The organism is Rhodanobacter sp. DHB23, assembly GCF_014842975.1.
In the GTDB taxonomy this organism is placed as follows: domain Bacteria; phylum Pseudomonadota; class Gammaproteobacteria; order Xanthomonadales; family Rhodanobacteraceae; genus Rhodanobacter_A.
The window spans coordinates 107009-121153 of record NZ_JACYXK010000022.1; the positions used below are offsets into that span (position 1 = coordinate 107009).

The 14145-nt window shown below is 66.6% G+C and carries 13 protein-coding genes, 2 tRNA genes and 2 rRNA genes; 11 read left to right on the plus strand and 6 right to left on the minus strand.

Annotated elements, in window-relative coordinates; genetic code table 11:
* The first annotated feature begins 4 nt into the window (after window positions 1–4).
* Window positions 5–1411 (plus strand): UDP-N-acetylmuramate:L-alanyl-gamma-D-glutamyl-meso-diaminopimelate ligase, encoded by a 1407-nt coding sequence (gene mpl / locus IHE47_RS05210; RefSeq protein ID WP_192104816.1) that lies wholly within the window; start codon window positions 5–7, stop codon window positions 1409–1411.
* Window positions 1412–1442: 31 nt separating this feature from the next.
* Here mpl and IHE47_RS05215 read toward each other — a convergent pair whose 3' ends face one another.
* The 3 genes from IHE47_RS05215 to IHE47_RS05225 all read right to left on the minus strand — a co-directional run bounded on the left by IHE47_RS05215 (window position 1443) and on the right by IHE47_RS05225 (window position 4893).
* A complete protein-coding gene (locus tag IHE47_RS05215; RefSeq protein WP_192104817.1) occupies window positions 1443–2414 on the minus strand; it encodes a glycosyltransferase in 972 nt (323 codons plus the stop codon).
* A 152-nt stretch (window positions 2415–2566) separates the two neighbouring features.
* Window positions 2567–3982: a hypothetical protein gene (locus tag IHE47_RS05220; protein WP_192104818.1), complete on the minus strand. Its 1416-nt coding sequence runs from the start codon at window positions 3980–3982 to the stop codon at window positions 2567–2569.
* Window positions 3979–4893, minus strand: a complete 915-nt coding sequence (locus IHE47_RS05225; RefSeq protein ID WP_192104819.1) for an ABC transporter ATP-binding protein — start codon at window positions 4891–4893, stop codon at window positions 3979–3981. The genes IHE47_RS05220 and IHE47_RS05225 overlap by 4 nt, the downstream gene beginning before the upstream one ends.
* A gap of 118 nt (window positions 4894–5011) precedes the next feature.
* On the opposite strand from IHE47_RS05225, the gene IHE47_RS05230 reads away from it, so the two are divergent.
* The 5 genes from IHE47_RS05230 (at window position 5012) to IHE47_RS05250 (ending at window position 8706) form a co-directional block, all read left to right on the plus strand.
* Window positions 5012–5830: an NAD(P)-dependent oxidoreductase gene (locus IHE47_RS05230; RefSeq protein WP_192104820.1), complete on the plus strand. Its 819-nt coding sequence runs from the start codon at window positions 5012–5014 to the stop codon at window positions 5828–5830.
* 15 nt (window positions 5831–5845) lie between these two features.
* On the plus strand, window positions 5846–6448 hold the full coding sequence (locus IHE47_RS05235) for an LON peptidase substrate-binding domain-containing protein (RefSeq protein WP_192104821.1): 603 nt from the start codon (window positions 5846–5848) through the stop codon (window positions 6446–6448).
* Window positions 6449–6528: 80 nt separating this feature from the next.
* Window positions 6529–7761: an acetylornithine/succinylornithine family transaminase gene (locus IHE47_RS05240; RefSeq protein WP_192104822.1), complete on the plus strand. Its 1233-nt coding sequence runs from the start codon at window positions 6529–6531 to the stop codon at window positions 7759–7761.
* On the plus strand, window positions 7758–8186 hold the full coding sequence (locus IHE47_RS05245; protein WP_192104823.1) for an HIT domain-containing protein: 429 nt from the start codon (window positions 7758–7760) through the stop codon (window positions 8184–8186). The genes IHE47_RS05240 and IHE47_RS05245 overlap by 4 nt, the downstream gene beginning before the upstream one ends.
* A 100-nt stretch (window positions 8187–8286) precedes the next feature.
* Entirely contained in the window at window positions 8287–8706 is a 420-nt protein-coding gene (locus IHE47_RS05250) for a VOC family protein (RefSeq protein ID WP_192104824.1), read from the plus strand.
* Window positions 8707–8745: 39 nt separating this feature from the next.
* Here IHE47_RS05250 and hemL read toward each other — a convergent pair whose 3' ends face one another.
* Window positions 8746–10029 (minus strand): glutamate-1-semialdehyde 2,1-aminomutase, encoded by a 1284-nt coding sequence (gene hemL / locus IHE47_RS05255; RefSeq protein ID WP_192104825.1) that lies wholly within the window; start codon window positions 10027–10029, stop codon window positions 8746–8748.
* 15 nt (window positions 10030–10044) lie between these two features.
* Window positions 10045–10671 carry a thiamine phosphate synthase gene (thiE, locus tag IHE47_RS05260; protein ID WP_192104826.1) on the minus strand — a complete coding sequence of 209 codons (627 nt, stop codon included), beginning with the start codon at window positions 10669–10671 and terminating at the stop codon, window positions 10045–10047.
* Window positions 10672–10743: 72 nt separating this feature from the next.
* Here thiE and IHE47_RS05265 point away from each other — a divergent pair, with 72 nt between their 5' ends.
* Entirely contained in the window at window positions 10744–10941 is a 198-nt protein-coding gene (locus IHE47_RS05265) for a rubredoxin (RefSeq protein ID WP_192104827.1), read from the plus strand.
* A gap of 214 nt (window positions 10942–11155) precedes the next feature.
* Here IHE47_RS05265 and IHE47_RS05270 read toward each other — a convergent pair whose 3' ends face one another.
* A complete protein-coding gene (locus IHE47_RS05270; protein ID WP_192104828.1) occupies window positions 11156–11611 on the minus strand; it encodes a DUF192 domain-containing protein in 456 nt (151 codons plus the stop codon).
* 244 nt (window positions 11612–11855) lie between these two features.
* Here IHE47_RS05270 and IHE47_RS05275 point away from each other — a divergent pair.
* The 4 genes from IHE47_RS05275 to IHE47_RS05290 form a co-directional block, all read left to right on the plus strand.
* Window positions 11856–13400, plus strand: a 16S ribosomal RNA gene (locus IHE47_RS05275).
* Window positions 13401–13483: 83 nt separating this feature from the next.
* Window positions 13484–13560: transfer RNA gene (locus IHE47_RS05280), tRNA-Ile, on the plus strand.
* 23 nt (window positions 13561–13583) lie between these two features.
* Window positions 13584–13659: transfer RNA gene (locus tag IHE47_RS05285), tRNA-Ala, on the plus strand.
* Between the two features lie 186 nt (window positions 13660–13845).
* Window positions 13846–14145: ribosomal RNA gene (locus tag IHE47_RS05290) — 23S ribosomal RNA — on the plus strand; the annotation flags it as partial.

Here is a 14145-nt window from a genome sequence, read left to right on the forward strand (position 1 = left end):
CGACATGAAACTGCACATCCTCGGCATCTGCGGCACCTTCATGGGCGGCGTGGCCGCACTGGCGCGCGAACTGGGGCACGAGGTCGAAGGTTCCGACGCCAACGTCTACCCGCCGATGAGCACCCAGCTCGAGGCGCTGGGCATCCGCCTGATGGACGGTTATGCGGCCGGGCATCTGCAACCCGCGCCCGACCTCGTGGTGGTGGGCAATGCGATGACGCGCGGCAATCCCGCCGTCGAATACATGCTTGACGCGCAGTTGCGCTACGTGTCCGGCCCGCAATGGCTGGGCGAGACGGTGCTGGCGGGACGCGAGGTGCTGGCCGTGGCCGGAACCCACGGCAAGACCACCACCACCAGCCTGCTCGCGTACCTGCTCGAAGGCGCGGGCATGGCGCCGGGCTTTTTGATCGGCGGAGTGCCGGGCAACTTCGGCGTCTCCGCGCGGTTGGGTGGCCCGGGCCGAATCCCGAATCCAGGCTCTCAACAGACGAATGTCTGGTCATCCCGAATCCCGTTCGTGATCGAGGCGGACGAATACGACACCGCGTTCTTCGACAAGCGCTCGAAGTTCGTGCACTACCGTCCCCGCATCGCCATCCTCAACAACCTCGAATACGACCACGCGGACATCTTTCCCGACGTGGCGGCGATCCAGCGCCAGTTCCACCACCTGGTGCGCACGGTGCCGGGCAATGGCCGCTTGATCGTCAATGCGCACGACGAACGCCTGGCCGAAGTGCTGGCGATGGGCTGCTGGACGCCGGTGGAGACGTTCGGCATCGGCCATGGCGACTGGCGGGCCGAGCTGGTCGAGGCCGACGGCAGCGCGTTCCGCGTGATGCGTGGGGACGAGTTGCTGGGCGAGGTGCATTGGTCGCTGCTGGGCAACCACAGCGTGATGAACGCGCTGGCCGCGTTGGCCGCAGCCAGTGCGGCAGGCGCCGATCCGCGCGCGTTGCTGCCCGCCTTCGCCGGCTTCGACAGCGTGAAGCGGCGTATGGAGCTGGTGGGCGAGGTGGATGGCGTGCGCGTCTACGACGATTTCGCGCATCACCCCACGGCCATCGCCACCACGCTGGCGGGCCTGCGCGCGAAGGTGGGCGAGGCGCGCATCCTGGTGGCGCTGGAGCCGCGCTCCAACTCGATGCGCCTCGGCGCCCACGCCGAAGCGCTGGCGCCTTCGCTGGCCGATGCCGACGGCGTGCTGTTCCTGCATCGGCCCGAGCTGGCCTGGGATGCGCAGCGCGTCACCGGTGCGCTGCAAGGTCGCGGCAGCACCGCGCCCAGCGTCGACGCACTGCTGGCGGACCTGCGCGCGAAGACCCGGCCCGGCGACCACGTGGTGTTCATGTCCAACGGGGGGTTCGAGGGCGCGCCGCGGCGTTTCGTCGAATCGCTCGCGCGCTGAGCGGGCGTTCCCTGCGTTGCCCCCGGGCTCGTCAGGCCCGGCGTGGGTTTGCCGCCGGATTGCCTGCCTCGGCGTGGGCCCTGCGCAGCTTGCGGAGCAGCCGGCTGTACAGCTTGATCGCAGCGAAGACCGGCCATTTCCGGCCCGGATGCATGGCCCGCCGCTCCCTCCAGACGGCGGCAAACAGCGGCAGGTTGCCCGCTCCCCGGTAGGCGCCTTCGATCGCTTGCAGCATGCGGCCGGCGCGCCTGGAATCGCCGAGGTTGCTGGCCATCCATGCACGCAGCAGGAGCCCGCGCTCGTCGAACCAGACCAGGTTGCGATTGGCCACCCGGGTGGGCGATGCCTTGCCTATGGCGGAAAAGGCCTGCGCGTGCCGGCGGAACTGCACCAGCGGTTCGTCGACGAGGACGACGCCCGCGCTGGCGGCGGCGTACAAGGCCAGCTGCCAGTCGTAATAGAGGGCCGGTTCCAGCGGGCATGCGCGTTCGAACAGTTCGCGCCGCAGCAACATCGCATGGCCGGAGGCCGAATTGGCGAAAACGAACTGCATGGGATTCGTGCCGTGCAGCATCTCGACGTCGTCGGAAACGCGCCGGCCCGTGGGCGTGCCGGCCTCGTCGATGTAGCACGAGTCGCAGTAGGCCATGGCGCGATCGCCGATGGCGGCCAGCAGCCGGGACAGCTTTGCCGGGTGCCAGATGTCGTCCTGGTCGCTGGGCGCGAGGTATTCCCCGCGGCAGAGCGACATGGCGCGTTCGAAGCTGCGCGTCAGCCCGAGGTTGCCGGGATTGGCGTGGACGCGGACGCGCGGATCCCGCGCCGCGTAGGCGTTGAGGATGGCGAGGCTTTCGTCGCTGGAACCGTCGTCCACCGCGACCACTTCGAGCCGCACGTCCTGCTGCGTCAGGATGGAATCCATTTGCAACGGCAGGAACCTCGCGCCGTTGTAGACGCTGATCGCCACGGAGATCAGTGGTTGCGGGTGTGGGGAGCTGTGCATGGCCTGGAGACGGGCGCCGAGGGGGTACGGGCAAGTTTACGGAATCGGAGGCGATCGACTCGAACCATGGAGGCGCACGCCCGGAATTCGGAGTCGGCGGCGCGCGTTGGAAGCGGCCCTGGCGACCCGCTCCGGGACGATCATTCGCCCGATCAGGCCAGTGGCGCGTCGAAGCTGGGCGGCCGGCGCAGGTATTCCCGCCGTGCGGATGTCCAGACGCCCAGCCCGAAACCCAGCGTGACCAGCAGCAGGATGGCGCCGCCGAAGGCGAGGCCCAGCGTGCCGAGCAGCCAATAGCCGCCCCAGTACACCGCCATGCCGCCGAGCGTCACGAGCAGGTCGACCATGCCGCGCCCGAAGCCGCCCTCCGGGCCGATCAGGTGCACCGCGAGCGCGGTGAGGCTGGCGCCCATGCTCACGATGGCCGCGTCGACCAGCATGCGCACCGGTTCCGCGGCATGGGTGAGCACGATGCCCAGCCCGGTATAGGCCACCGTGCCGAGCACGGTGATCGGCACCAGCACCACCAGCGCGTCGATCAGCGTCTGCTGGTAATCGGCGCGGGTGGATGGCGCCAGCGTGAGGTAGAGGTCGGCGAGGTTCGGCCGCATCTGCCGCATGCCGCGGCCCAGCTGGGGGAAGCGTGCGAGGCCCAGCAGGATCGCGTAGGCGCCCACCGCCACTGCGTTGAAATGCTGGCGATGCATCACCGCCAGCACGTAGAACGCCACGATGGCCGCCACCAGCACGAGGCGCAGCGCGATCGCCTGCGGGTTGTCGTGTGGCAACAGCAGGCGGCGCACCAGCACCATGCGCAGCCGCCACGTGGGCTTCGCGCGGTAGCACGCCAGTGCGCGCTCCATCGCGCGCTGCGAGGTGTTGTCGAAGAGCGCGGCGATGTACCTGGCGAGCTTGCCGCGGCGCACGGGCGTGCCGTCGAGGGCGCGGGCCCGCGAACGACCAAGCTGGACGTTCTCCAGCGGCGAGGCGCCGGGTTCCTGGTCCTCGATGCGCAGCATCGCGCGCAGGCTGAGCCGCACGATCAGCGCCGCCAGCAACAGCGCCAGCGGCACGACCCAGGGCGAGGCGAGCAGCGCGTTGGCGAGCTGGCTGGCCAGTCCCGGCTGCCAGCCGGCCAGCACGAACAGGCCCCACACCAGCAGGTTGATGTAGCGCGCGGAGCTGGCGGCCAGCCCGACGGATGCCAGCAGCAGGATGCCTGCGCCGCCCGCCACGGCATGCGGCACGCCCATCAGCAGTGCGGCCAGCGCGGGCAGCCCTGCCCATTGCGCGGCCTGCAGCGCACCCGCGGTGGCGAGCCGTTTGCGGAAATCGGGCAGCAGGAAGCTCTCCGGCCGGCACAGCCCGCGCAGGCACATGCCCAGCATGGTGAACCAGAACCACGCGCCGAAACCGAGCAGCATGGCGGCCACGCCGGCGATCCCCGCGCCCACGGCGGGGACGCAGCCGAGCAGGATCGCCGCGACCAGCCACATCAGCTGCAGCAGCAGCGCGCCGACCAGCAACTGCCGGCAGGGCTGCAGCCACAACTGCCACACCGCCCTCACGCCAGTTCCACGAACAGGTCTTCCAGCGTGGGTGTCTCGATGCGCAGCGTGGCGCCTTCGCGCGCGGCCAGCGCCTGCAGGCTCTGCGGGTCCGCGTCCTCCACCAGCAATTGCGCCTCGTCGTCCTTGAGCGTGGCCTTCAGCAGTCCGGCGACCACCGGTGCGTGGGGCCAGCCGCCATCGCGCACGAGCACGGCGCGGTGCAGGCGCTCCCGCAGCTCGGCCAGCGGGCGGGTGAACTGGATCGCGCCGTCGCGCAGCAGGGTGATGTCGGCGTCGGCGCGCTCGAGGTCGGCGGTGATGTGGGTGGAGAAGATCACCGTCTTGCCCGGCGCCTTCATCAGCGCCAGCAGTTCGGCCATGAAGGCGCGGCGCGCCTGCGGGTCGAGGCTGGCCACCGGCTCGTCCAGCACCAGCAGGTCGGGCCCGGGCGCGATGGCGCGCACGATGGCCAGCTTCTGCCGCTGGCCCTGCGACAGCTCGCCGATCTTCTGCTTCGGGTCGAGCTCCCAGTCGCCGAGCAGGCGGGCGGCCAGCGCGTGGTTCCAGCGCGCGTAGAACGCGGCGGTGAAGTCGAGGTAGGCGCGCACCTTCATCCACGGGAACAGGTCGAAGGTCTGCGGTACGAAGCCGATGCGGTGCATGCGCTCGCCGCCGGGCTCGATCATCGCCTCGCCGAACAGCTCCACCGTGCCGGCGTCGATGGGCGAGAGGCCGAGCAGGCAGCGCAGCAGGGTGGTCTTGCCCGCGCCGTTGCGGCCGAGCAGGCCGATCACGCGGCCGGACGGTACTTCCCAGTCGATGCCGCGCAGCACTTCCCGCTGTTTGAAGGATTTGCGCAGCCCAGCCACGCGCAGCACGGGCCCGGTCCGCCCGTCGGCGAAAGGCGGCAGGGTGATGAGGGTGGACATCCTTGCGCAAGCTCCCCGTTGGCGTAGCGGCTAATGTGCCGTCGCATGGCGGGGCCGTCCAGTGGACGCGGTGCCGGACGCGATATCCTGCCGGGATTCCAGCCATCCTGATTCCGCCATGAGCAACCTCTCCGGCAAGACCCTGTTCATCACCGGCGCCTCGCGCGGCATCGGCCTGGCGATCGCGCTGCGCGCCGCGCGTGATGGGGCCAACGTCGTGATCGCCGCCAAGAGCGGCGTGCCGAACCCCAGGTTGCCCGGCACCATCCACACCGCCGCCGCCGCGGTCGAGCAAGCCGGTGGCCGCGCGTTGGCGATCCAGTGCGATATCCGCGAGGAGGCCGAGGTGCGCGCTGCGGCGGCGCAGGCGGCCGAGCGTTTCGGCGGCATCGACATCGTGGTGAACAACGCCAGCGCGATCTGGCTGGCCGGCGTGGAAGGCACGCCGATGAAGCGCTTCGACCTGATGCACCAGGTCAACACGCGCGGCACCTTCCTCGTCACGCAGGTCTGCCTGCCGTACCTGGAGAAGGCCGCGAACCCGCACGTGCTGATGCTGGCGCCGCCGCCCACGCTGGAGCCGAAATGGTTCGCGCCGCACACCGCCTACACCATCGCCAAGATGGGCATGAGCCTGTGCGTGCTGGGCATGAGCGCGGAACTGGCGCCGATGGGCATCGCGGTGAACGCGCTGTGGCCGCGCACGGTGATCGCTACCGCGGCCATCGCGATGATAGACGGCGTGAAGCCCGAACACTGCCGTACGCCGGAAATCGTCGCCGATGCCGCGCACAACATCCTGGTCCGCCCTGCGCGTGATTACACCGGCCAGTTCGCCATCGACGAAGCCGTGTTGCGCGAGGGCGGGATGACCGATTTCGACCGTTACGCGGTGCAGCCGGGCCAGCCGCTTTTGCCTGATCTCTTCCTCGGCTGAGCTCCCGCATCACGCATGGCTGGCCGATCATCCCGTACCGAGTTGCCGCTGTTCCCGCTGTCCACCGTGCTGTATCCCGGCGGGCGGCTGGAGCTGCGCGTCTTCGAGCCGCGTTATCTGGACCTGGTGCGCGAATGCTCGCGCGACGACCACGGCTTCGGCGTCTGCCTGATCCTCGCGGGGCGGGAAACCGGCGAGCCTGCCCTGCCTGCGGCGGTGGGTACGCTGGCGCGCATCGTGGATTTCCATTACGGCGCCGACGGCCTGCTCGGCATCGTGGCGGAGGGCGGGCAGCGCTTCCGGGTGCGGCGCACGCGGGCGCGCTCGGATGGCCAATTGCACGGCGAGGTGGAATGGTGGCCGGAAGAGGCGCCTGCATCGGTGCCGGTGGAACTGGCTCTGCTGCAGACGATTGCCGAGCGACTGGTCGATGCGATGGCGCCGCAGTGGAAGCAGGCGCCGCGCGCGTGCTACGACGACGCACGCTGGCTGGGCTTCCGCCTGGCCGAGCTGCTGCCACTGGGCGGCGGCGAACGCCAGCGGCTGCTGGAACTGACTGACCCGCTGCAGCGCCTGGCTGAACTGCGCGACATCCTGCCGCGATTCCAGAAGGCATGACCCGGAGCGCACGGGCGGCGCCCGATGCATGGGCACCGGGCTGGCGTGGATAATGGAAGCTCCGCCCTGGAGTGCCCCACATGCCGCAACACGACTCGCCCCAATCCCTGATCGACCTCGGCAAGCGCTACTGGCTGCCGGTGTACAAGCCGCGCGACGTGGTGCTCGACCACGGCAAGGGCGCGCGCGTGTGGGATGCCGAAGGGCGCGACTTCATCGACCTTGGCGCCGGCATCGCGGTGAACGCGCTGGGCCATGGCGAACCCGACCTGCTCGTCGCGCTCACCACGCAGGCCGGCAAGCTGTGGCACGCCAGCAACGTGTTCTGGACCGAGCCGCCGTTGCGCCTGGCCGAGGAACTGGTACAGGCCAGCGGCTTCGCCGAGCGCGTGTTCCTGTGCAACTCCGGCGCCGAGGCGAACGAGGCGGCGATCAAGCTGGTGCGCAAATGGGCGGCCGCGCAGGGGCGCGCGCCGGAGCGGCGTGTCATCGTCACCTTCAAGGGTTCGTTCCACGGCCGTACCCTGGCCACGGTCACCGCCACCGCGCAGCCCAAGTACCAGGAAGGCTACGAGCCGTTGCCGGGCGGTTTCCGCTACCTCGACTTCAATGACGCCGCCGCGCTGGAGGCCGCCTTTGCCGCCGGCGACGTGGCTGCGGTGATGCTGGAGCCGGTGCAGGGCGAAGGCGGCGTGGTGCCGGCCGCGCCGGGTTTCCTCCAGCGCGTGCGCGAGCTGTGCGATGCGCACGGTGCGTTGCTGGTGCTGGACGAGATCCAGTGCGGCATGGGCCGCACCGGCGCGCTGTTCGCACACACGCACGATCATGTGCAGCCGGACATCGTGACCCTGGCCAAGGCGCTGGGCTGCGGCTTCCCGATCGGTGCGATGCTGGCCGGCGCGAAGGTGGCCGAGGTGATGCAGTACGGCGCGCACGGCACCACCTTCGGCGGCAATCCGATGGCTGCCGCGGTGGCGCGCGTGGCATTGCGCAAGCTGGGCTCGACCGAGGTGCTGGCGAACGTGGCGCGCCAGGCGGATGCGCTGCGCGCCGGCCTGGCGCGGATCAACGGCGAACTGCAGCTGTTCGACGAAGTGCGCGGCCGTGGCCTGATGATCGGCGCGGTGTTGAATGCGGCGAACAAGGGCAAGGCCGGCGAGATCCTCGACCACGCTGCCGCGCATGGCCTGCTGCTGCTGCAGGCCGGTCCGGACGTGCTGCGCTTCGTGCCGCCGCTGACGATCAGCGACGAGGAGCTGGCCGAAGGCTTGCAGCGGTTGCGGCGGGCCTTGATCGCATACGCCGGGATATGAGTTCCGCCGACTGCCCGTTCTGCGCGATCGTTCGTGGCGAGCTGCCGGCAAGCGTGATCCTGGACGAGGGCGGGATATTGGCTTTCATGGACCTGCGCCAAGCCGTTCCGGGGCACGTCCTGGTGATTCCGCGCCGGCACGTCGTGGACATCTATGGGCTCGAAACCGAAGAGGCGGCGACGGTGATGCGGGCCGCGTTGCGCATCGCGCATGCGCTGCGTGCGGAATACGATCCGCCGGGCTTGAATCTGTGGCAGTCCAATGGCGAAGCCGGCGGTCAGGAAGTGATGCACTTCCATCTGCACTTGCATCCGCGCCAGGCCGGCGATGGCTTGCTCGGGCTCTATCCGCACGGCCCACCGCAGCCCGGTGAGGCGGTGCAGCGAGAAGCGATGGCCCTGGCTTTGCGTAAGCATCTGGCCTGACCGGGTTGCCGGTGGCTGGCCGCATGACATGGTGATCGCGCTGCATTGCCTGGGCTCGACCGAGCTGTTTCGATCTTTTGCAACGATGAGATGAGTCCCCATGAAATACCTGCACACCATGGTTCGCGTACGTGACATCGATGCCTCGCTGCGCTTCTACTGTGAAGGTCTGGGACTGCGCGAAGTGCGCCGCATGGAAAACGCCCAGGGCAAGTTCACCCTGGTCTTCCTTGCCGCGCGGGACAGCCCCGAGGCGGAAATCGAGCTGACCTGGAACTGGGGCTCCACCGAGGATTACGGCAGCGCGCGCAACTTCGGCCACCTCGCGTTCCGCGTGGAGGACATCTACGCCACCTGCCAGCGCCTGCTGGACATGGGTTACACCATCCATCGGCCACCGCGCGACGGCCACATGGCCTTCGTGCGCTCGCCGGACCTGATCTCCGTCGAACTGCTGCAGGACGGTCACCTGCCGCCGCAGGAACCGTGGGCATCGATGCCGAACACCGGCAGTTGGTGAGGAATTTTTCGCGTCGCCCTTGAACGGGCGACGCGTGTCTCACCTTTTCGCTTCGGTCAGTGCTTCGCGTGCGGCCTGCAGGGTGTCAGCGATGTCCTGGTCCGAATGCGCGCTGGACAGGAAGCCGGCTTCGAACGCGCTGGGCGCGAGGTAGACGCCGCGCTTCAGCATGCCGTGGAAGAAGCGGTTGAACAGCGCGGTGTCCGCCGTGGTGGCCTGCGCGTAGCTGGTGACCTTCTCGGCGCAGAAGAACAGGCCGAACATGCCGCCCACGCGGTTGCTGCTGAACGGCACGCCCGCGCCATCGGCCACCGACTGGAAGCCGTCGCAGAGCAGGCGTGTGCGCGCGGCCAGCGTGTCGTAGAAACCCGGAGCCTGGATCAGTTTCAGCATCGCCAGGCCAGCAGCCATCGCGACCGGGTTGCCGCTGAGCGTGCCGGCCTGGTAGATCGGGCCGCTGGGCGCGATCTGCTCCATCAGTTCGCGTCGTCCGCCGTAGGCGCCCACCGGCATGCCGCCGCCGATGATCTTGCCGAAGGTGGTGAGGTCGGGCGTCACGCCGTACAGGGCTTGCGCGCCGCCCAGCGCCACGCGGAAGCCGGTCATCACCTCGTCGAAGATCAGCAGCGCGCCGTGCTGCGTGCACAGCTCGCGCAGGCCCTGCAGGTAGCCGTCCACCGGCGGGATGCAGTTCATGTTGCCGGCGACGGGCTCGATGATCAGGCCGGCAATGTCGTTGCCGTGTTCGGCGAACAGCGCCTTGGCGGCAGCCAGATCGTTGTAGGGCAGGGTGAGCGTGAGATCGGCATTCGCCTTGGGCACGCCGGGCGAGGTGGGCACACCGAAGGTGAGCGCGCCGGAGCCGGCCTTCACCAGGAAACTGTCGCCGTGGCCGTGGTAGCAGCCCTCGAACTTCACGATCTTCGCGCGGCCGGTGGTGCCGCGCGCGAGGCGGATCGCCGACATGGTGGCTTCGGTGCCCGAGTTCACCATGCGCACCATTTCCACCGAAGGCACCAGCCGCACGATGGTCTCGGCCATCGTCACCTCGGCCGGGCAGGGCGTACCGAAGGACAGGCCGTCCTTCGCCGCGCGTTCTACCGCCTCGCGCACCGCGGGATGGTTGTGGCCTACGATCATCGGGCCCCACGAGCCCACGTAGTCGATGTAGCGCGTGCCTTCCACGTCCCACAGGTACGCGCCGTCGGCGCGCGCGGTGAAAAACGGCTCGCCGCCCACCGACTTGAACGCGCGCACCGGCGAGTTCACGCCGCCGGGCATCAGCTTGCGGGCACGCTGGAACAATTCGTGGTTGGTGCTCATCGGGTCGGTTCTCGATCAATCGAATGGATAGAGGCGGGCGAAGCGTTGCGCGGTGGCGCGCACGTCGGCTGCGGCGAACACCGACGAGATCACGGCGAGGAAATCGGCACCGGCTTCGACCAGCGAGGGCGCATTGTCCGGCGTGATGCCGCCGATCGCCACCCGCGGCACGCCCAGCGCGGCGCTCTGTCGCAGCAGGTCAGGCGAAGCGCGCACCGCATGCGGCTTGGTGGGTGAAGGGAAGAAGGCGCCGAAGGCCACGTAGTCCGCGCCAGCCGTCGCGGCGGCACGGGCGAGTTCCAGCGAGTCGTAGCACGACACGCCGATGATCGCGCCGTTGCCGAGCGCGGCACGCGCGGCCGCGACATCGCCATCGTCGCGCCCCAGGTGCACGCCACCGGCGCCGATGGCGGCGGCGAGCGCAACGTCATCGTTGATGATCAGCGGCACGGCATGCGCATCGCACAATTGCTTGAGCGCGGCGGCTTCGGCGTGGCGCCGTGCCGCATCGGAGGTCTTGTCGCGGTATTGCAGCAGGCGCACGCCACCGGCCAGTGCTTGCGCGACGACATCCGGCAGGTCGGCGCGCGGGCCATCGGTGATCGCGTACAGGCCGCGGGCGGGGAATCGGGGTTGGGGCATGGTGCGAAGCTTCCGCAACGGCAGGCGAGTTGCGAGAATGCACCATTCACCCTCGAACAAAGAAGCCCGACGATGAGCGACAGTGCAAGCCAGATCCCCGGTCAGCGCAAGTGGATGTGCGTGGTCTGCGGTTACATCTACGATGAGGCGCTGGGCGTGCCGGAAGAAGGCATCGAACCCGGTACGCGCTGGGAAGACGTGCCCGAGACTTGGACTTGCCCGGACTGCGGTGCCACCAAGAGCGACTTCGAGATGATCGAGGTCGATTAATCGCCGATTCCCGTCAGCAGGCGGCCCGATTTCGCCATCTCGCCGCCTGCGAACGGGCCCGCCGATCCGCTGAGATGCTTCCACGCGCAAGCCACGCGCGATTCGCCGGAAGCACCACCATGCAGCAGTTCATCCCGTTTGAAGACGAGTGGGACATGCTCGATGCGATTTGCATGGAAGCATTGATCCCCTACCGCGTCGGCCTCGTCGTCGCTCAGTCCACCGACCCCATTTCGCCCCCGATCGCCAGCGTGTCGCCGTCGCGCACGCCGATCCGCCTGGCCGTGCCCGCCGGCAGCTCCAGCACGTAACGCGCGGGCCCTGCGCTGGGGTAGATGGAGCAAGGATCAGCCTTGCATGGCGGTACACCCGGCTGCACCGACACCAGCTTGCGATCGGCATCGAAGTACAGGATGTCGAGCGGGATCAGCGTGTTCTTCATCCAGAACCCGCGCGGCGCCGTATCGGGAAACACGAACAGCATGCCGCGATCAGCGGCCAGCGACGTGCGCATCATCAGGCCGTGTTCGCGGGCGGCTGCATGGGTGGCCAGTTCCGCCGTGAAGCGTTGGTCGTGCAAGATTACGGTGATGGGTGCGGCATCGTGCGTTGGTGCGCAGGCGCTGCAACACAGGGCAAGCAACGAGATGGAGATCAGTGGTTTTGGCATGGTGCGGCGCTTGCTGAGGTGCGATGGGCGGCGAGTGTATGTCCGTGCAGTGTCACTTTCGTGTTGGAAATTTTGCGCCGCCCCCTTCCCAGCGATGCATGGCGGCGCTATGATTCTCGCCCCTTCGACGAGTCGCCTTGCTTCGAAGGGTTCNAAGCGTCCCACCCAAAAGAAAGTCAGTAATGAGTTTTGATTGGTTGGGGTCACGCTTCAGAAAGATAGATGGCTTCGGCCATCGAAAACTTAAGTGAAGAGTTTGATCCTGGCTCAGATTGAACGCTGGCGGCATGCCTAACACATGCAAGTCGAACGGCAGCACAGCAGTAGCAATACTGTGGGTGGCGAGTGGCGGACGGGTGAGTAATGCATCGGGATCTACCCAAACGTGGGGGATAACGTAGGGAAACTTACGCTAATACCGCATACGTCCCAAGGGAGAAAGCGGGGGCTCGCAAGACCTCGCGCGGTTGGACGAACCGATGTGCGATTAGCTAGTTGGTAGGGTAATGGCCTACCAAGGCGACGATCGCTAGCTGGTCTGAGAGGATGATCAGCCACACTGGGACTGAGACACGGCCCAGACTCCTACGGGAGGCAGCAGTGGGGAATATTGGACAATGGGCGCAAGCCTGATCCAGCAATGCCGCGTGTGTGAAGAAGGCCTTCGGGTTGTAAAGCACTTTTATCAGGAGCGAAATGCCATGGGCCAATACCCCGTGGAGCTGACGGTACCTGAGGAATAAGCACCGGCTAACTTCGTGCCAGCAGCCGCGGTAATACGAAGGGTGCAAGCGTTAATCGGAATTACTGGGCGTAAAGGGTGCGTAGGCGGTTCGTTAAGTCTGTCGTGAAATCCCCGGGCTCAACCTGGGAATGGCGATGGATACTGGCGAGCTAGAGTGTGTCAGAGGATGGTGGAATTCCCGGTGTAGCGGTGAAATGCGTAGAGATCGGGAGGAACATCAGTGGCGAAGGCGGCCATCTGGGACAACACTGACGCTGAAGCACGAAAGCGTGGGGAGCAAACAGGATTAGATACCCTGGTAGTCCACGCCCTAAACGATGCGAACTGGATGTTGGTCTCAACTCGGAGATCAGTGTCGAAGCAAACGCGTTAAGTTCGCCGCCTGGGGAGTACGGTCGCAAGACTGAAACTCAAAGGAATTGACGGGGGCCCGCACAAGCGGTGGAGTATGTGGTTTAATTCGATGCAACGCGAAGAACCTTACCTGGCCTTGACATGTCCGGAATCCTGCAGAGATGCGGGAGTGCCTTCGGGAATCGGAACACAGGTGCTGCATGGCTGTCGTCAGCTCGTGTCGTGAGATGTTGGGTTAAGTCCCGCAACGAGCGCAACCCTTGTCCTTAGTTGCCAGCACGTAAAGGTGGGAACTCTAAGGAGACTGCCGGTGACAAACCGGAGGAAGGTGGGGATGACGTCAAGTCCTCATGGCCCTTACGGCCAGGGCTACACACGTACTACAATGGTCGGTACAGAGGGTTGCAATACCGCGAGGTGGAGCCAATCCCAGAAAGCCGATCCCAGTCCGGATTGGAGTCTGCAACTCGACTCCATGAAGTCGGAATCGCTAGTAATCGCAGATCAGCTATGCTGCGGTGAATACGTTCCCGGGCCTTGTACACACCGCCCGTCACACCATGGGAGTGAGTTGCTCCAGAAGCCGTTAGTCTAACCGCAAGGGGGACGACGACCACGGAGTGGTTCATGACTGGGGTGAAGTCGTAACAAGGTAGCCGTATCGGAAGGTGCGGCTGGATCACCTCCTTTCGAGAACGACAGCGCGATCCGTCGCGCAAGACGTCCACACAAGACACCTGTATTCACGTAGCGTCCCGGCAAGAAAGCTTTGCGGGTCTGTAGCTCAGGTGGTTAGAGCGCACCCCTGATAAGGGTGAGGCCGGTGGTTCGAGTCCTCCCAGACCCACCAACCTGTGCACCTCTACCAAGCATGGGGCCATAGCTCAGCTGGGAGAGCACCTGCTTTGCAAGCAGGGGGTCGTCGGTTCGATCCCGACTGGCTCCACCACGGTGGACGACGTGAAGACAAGCACACGAAAAGATTTTGAAGCGAGGCGGCGTTGAGGCCGTTCTTGTGTTCTTTGAAAACTGGCAAACGAGTGACAAGCGTCTTGGTTCGAACCGAACCGAGACACGTGTTGAGGCACGAACAGGTGGTTTGAGAGTATGGCCCTGAGGCGACTTGGGGTTATATGGTCAAGCGACCAAGCGTATACGGTGGATGCCTTGGCAGTCAGAGGCGATGAAGGACGTGGCAGCCTGCGAAAAGTGTCGGGGAGCTGGCAACAAGCTTTGATCCGGCAATGTCCGAATGGGGAAACCCACCGCGCAAGCGGTATCCGTAACTGAATTCATAGGTTGCGGAAGCGAACCCGGGGAACTGAAATATCTAAGTACCCGGAGGAAAAGAAATCAACCGAGATTCCGTCAGTAGCGACGAGCGAACGCGGACTAGCCCAAAAGTTTCTAGTGTTTTAGCCGAACGGTTTGGAAA